Source organism: Bacillus sp. AFS073361 (assembly GCF_002567005.1).
In the GTDB taxonomy this organism is placed as follows: Bacteria; Bacillota; Bacilli; order Bacillales; family Cytobacillaceae; genus Neobacillus.
This window is the reverse complement of record NZ_NUZU01000196.1, coordinates 1-253: the sequence shown is the minus strand read 5'-3', so window position 1 is coordinate 253 and position 253 is coordinate 1. Positions and strand designations below refer to the sequence as shown.

The window sequence follows — 253 nt, the reverse complement described above, 5'->3', positions numbered from 1 at the left end:
ATTCATGGGGCTGCGCAATGTAGCCCCTGAGTTCTGGTCATTCCTATTCCTTGTTTCAGACAGGTTCTCTATGAGCTTTAATCCACGCGATTTAACGCAGGGTGGACAGGTGTCGTTTATGCGCCTGAAAATGTTCCTGCAAATAAATAATATCATCTCGTATTACGTCATCATTTTCAGTGCGCTGCTGATGATGGCTATTCTTTTTATTCGTATTTCGCTGCAGAACCTGATGAACGGCATTATTTATTAT

At 41.9% G+C, this 253-nt stretch carries 1 protein-coding gene; it reads left to right on the top strand.

All coding sequences use genetic code 11. The features are described from left to right. A partial coding sequence (locus COJ96_RS29075) for a hypothetical protein (protein ID WP_218936550.1) occupies positions 1-253 on the top strand: 253 nt, incomplete at both ends.